This is a genomic window from Streptomyces sp. NPDC047981 (assembly GCF_040653315.1).
In the GTDB taxonomy this organism is placed as follows: domain Bacteria; phylum Actinomycetota; class Actinomycetes; order Streptomycetales; family Streptomycetaceae; genus Streptomyces.
Window position 1 is genome coordinate 1 of record NZ_JBEZNQ010000069.1, and the last position, 2508, is coordinate 2508.

Annotated in this window: 2 protein-coding genes and 1 pseudogene; 2 read left to right on the plus strand and 1 reads right to left on the minus strand. The window is 74.5% G+C overall.

Annotated elements, in window-relative coordinates:
- Nucleotides 1-101 precede the first annotated feature (101 nt).
- A pseudogene (locus AB0E14_RS30560) lies at nucleotides 102-569 on the plus strand (ATP-binding protein); the annotation flags it as partial.
- Entirely contained in the window at nucleotides 566-1243 is a 678-nt protein-coding gene (locus AB0E14_RS30565; protein ID WP_362425363.1) for a response regulator transcription factor, read from the plus strand. The pseudogene AB0E14_RS30560 and the gene AB0E14_RS30565, both read left to right, overlap by 4 nt.
- 18 nt (nucleotides 1244-1261) lie before the next feature.
- Here AB0E14_RS30565 and AB0E14_RS30570 read toward each other — a convergent pair whose 3' ends face one another.
- On the minus strand, nucleotides 1262-2362 hold the full coding sequence (locus AB0E14_RS30570; RefSeq protein ID WP_362425366.1) for a DUF6183 family protein: 1101 nt from the start codon (nucleotides 2360-2362) through the stop codon (nucleotides 1262-1264).
- Nucleotides 2363-2508: the final 146 nt, after the last annotated feature.

Consider the following 2508-nt stretch of genomic DNA (forward strand, 5'->3'; position numbering starts at 1 on the left):
CGCTGCGCTGACGGGTCTTCCGGCCCTGGGCCTTTTCCCGTACGACCGTACGATGGACTGGGTTCAGCGTCGTACCGAAGGAGACCCCCCGTGGCGCGGACGCTCCCCAGCCGACCCTGGCGCGCCTCGGCGAACTCCTCGACAACGTGCGTGCCGCCGGGGTCGCCGTCGAGGCCACGACCATCGGCGCGCCGCGCCCCCTGGCGCCGGGCATCGAACTCTCCGCGTACCGCATCGTCCAGGAGGCACTCAGCAACGCGATGCGGCACGCCCCCGGCGCCGGCGTCCAGGTGGAGATCCGTCACCTGCCCGGCGGGCTCACCCTCCGGGTGGCGAACACCGCGCCGACCCGCCCCGCCGATGCGGCCGCCGTACCGCTCGGCCGAGGGCCCGGCCACGGCCTGCTCGGCATGCGCGAACGCACCACCATGCTCGGTGGCGAGCTCGCCACCGGACCCACGCCCGACGGCGGCTACGAGGTGACGGCCACCCTCCCCGTCCCGATCCCGACCGCCCCTCTCCCCCCTTCCTCTCCCACCCGCGACACCCCACAGAAGGACGGCACATGACGAGCGGCACGATCCGGGTTCTCATCGCCGACGACCAGATGATGGTCCGTCAGGGCTTCACCGTGCTGCTGAACGCCGAACCGGACATCGAGGTCGTCGGCCAGGCCGTCGACGGCGCCGACGCGGTCGCCCAGGCCGCCCGGCTCGACCCGGACGTCGTCCTGATGGACATCCGCATGCCCGGCACCAGCGGCATCGAGGCCACCCGCCTCCTCGCCGAAGCGGCCGACTCCACCGCCAAGGTGCTCGTCCTGACCACCTTCGACCTCGACGAGTACGTCTACGACGCGCTGCGCGCCGGAGCCTCCGGATTCCTCCTGAAGGACGCGTCGGCGGAGGAACTGGCCCATGCGGTACGGGTGGTGGCGAGCGGCGACGCCCTGCTCGCCCCGCACATCACCAAGCGCCTGATCGCCGAGTTCTCGCGGGTCACCGCCGCGCCCCGGGTCCCTCGGAAGGACCGGGTGGGTGATCTGACCGAACGCGAGACCGAGGTGCTCGCCCTGATCGCGAACGGACTGTCCAACGCCGAGATCGCCGCCCGGCTCGTCGTGGCCGAGCAGACCGTCAAGACCCACGTGGGCCGCATCCTGGTCAAACTCGGTCTGCGCGACCGCACCCAGGCCGCCGTCTACGCCTACGACACCGGCCTGGTCCGCCCGGCCGGCCACTGAACCACCGCCCGGCGGGCGTCAGTCGGTGTCGGTGGCGGCGATGAGCGCGACCCGCGTGCGCGTCGGGTCGAGGACGGCGAAGGCGACGTCCGACAGGTCGCCGAAGAAGAACTCGCTACGCCCCGGCGCGAGACGCAGCCACCGGTGCTCGGCGCAGGCGCGCACCGCGTCGCCCAGCTCCACCGACGGATCGAGGTCCATCAGGGCGTACATCGCGCGCCAGGTCAGCAGCCTGGCGTACGCCCTCGGCCTGCCGTCGCCCCACATGCCGCCGTCGTAGGCCGCGACCATCAGGTCGCCGGCCACGTCGTCCGCCGTGGTGTGGGCCGCGGCCGGGCCGTCCGGCCCGTACCCGGCCAGGCAGGTCGAGCCGAGGGAGGCCAGCAACCCGGAGTTGAAGTCGGCGGGCTCGACAGGGCGCGGCAGCGTGAAGAACTCCACGGCGTGGCGGCCGAGTTCGGATAGGGGGGCGCCGGCCGTCCCGACGCGCCGCTCGTCCGGGACCCGGCGGGCCGCCCGCCCCGCCTCGCCCCCCGCGGCAGTCGGGGGTATCGCCGGATAGCCGGCGTACAGCTCCTCGGGTCGCAGCGAGTTGAGCAGGACGCCGCGCGACCACGTCCGCTGCCGCATGGCGTTCTCGAACTGGAAGGAGGCGAGCGGCAGCCAGGAGAGCGGATGGCCGAGCGCGCGCAGCCCTTGCTGGAACGTCAGGTACGGCTCGTCGCGCAGACCCCAGCGCAGGGCCATCTCATGGATCAGGACGGCGCGGAACTCGAGGGCGGTGTCGTCGGCCGAAGGCGGGCGCTCGAAGTGCGGGCGCAGCGCCACCGAACTCGGCCGCCCCACCAACTCCTGCGCCAGATGGGCCATGAGCGTGGCGGCCCCGGTCGCCTCGCCGAGCCGGGCCGCGTGCTCCCCGAGCCGTACCGCCTGGTCCGTGGCCGCCGGCGTGTGCCGCTCGGTCAGGAACTCGACGGCCTTCAGAACACCCGGGCCGTACCAATCGCGTGCGCCGTGTCCTTGCTCGACGGCCAGATCGTGGAGCCGCTCCGGGTCGGTGGCGGCATAGACCCTCAGCGAGGCGTCGTTGGGCAGGGCGGGGGGTCGGGACTCCGGCATGCGCCCAGGCTACGTGTGCCGGACGGCACGAGTGGCGGGGGGGGGGGGGGGCGGGCGCCCCCCCGCGGGGGGGGGGGGGGGGCGGGGGGGGGCCCCGGGGGGGGGGGGGGGGCCGGCGGGAGGGGGGGGGCCCCCCCCGAGGCGCC

Bases quoted from the DNA above. Each gene is read 5' to 3' on its own strand.
- AB0E14_RS30565 (WP_362425363.1), top strand. From the start codon at position 566: ATGACGAGCGGCACGATCCGGGTTCTCATCGCCGACGACCAGATGATG.
- AB0E14_RS30570 (WP_362425366.1), bottom strand. From the start codon at position 2,362: ATGCCGGAGTCCCGACCCCCCGCCCTGCCCAACGACGCCTCGCTGAGG.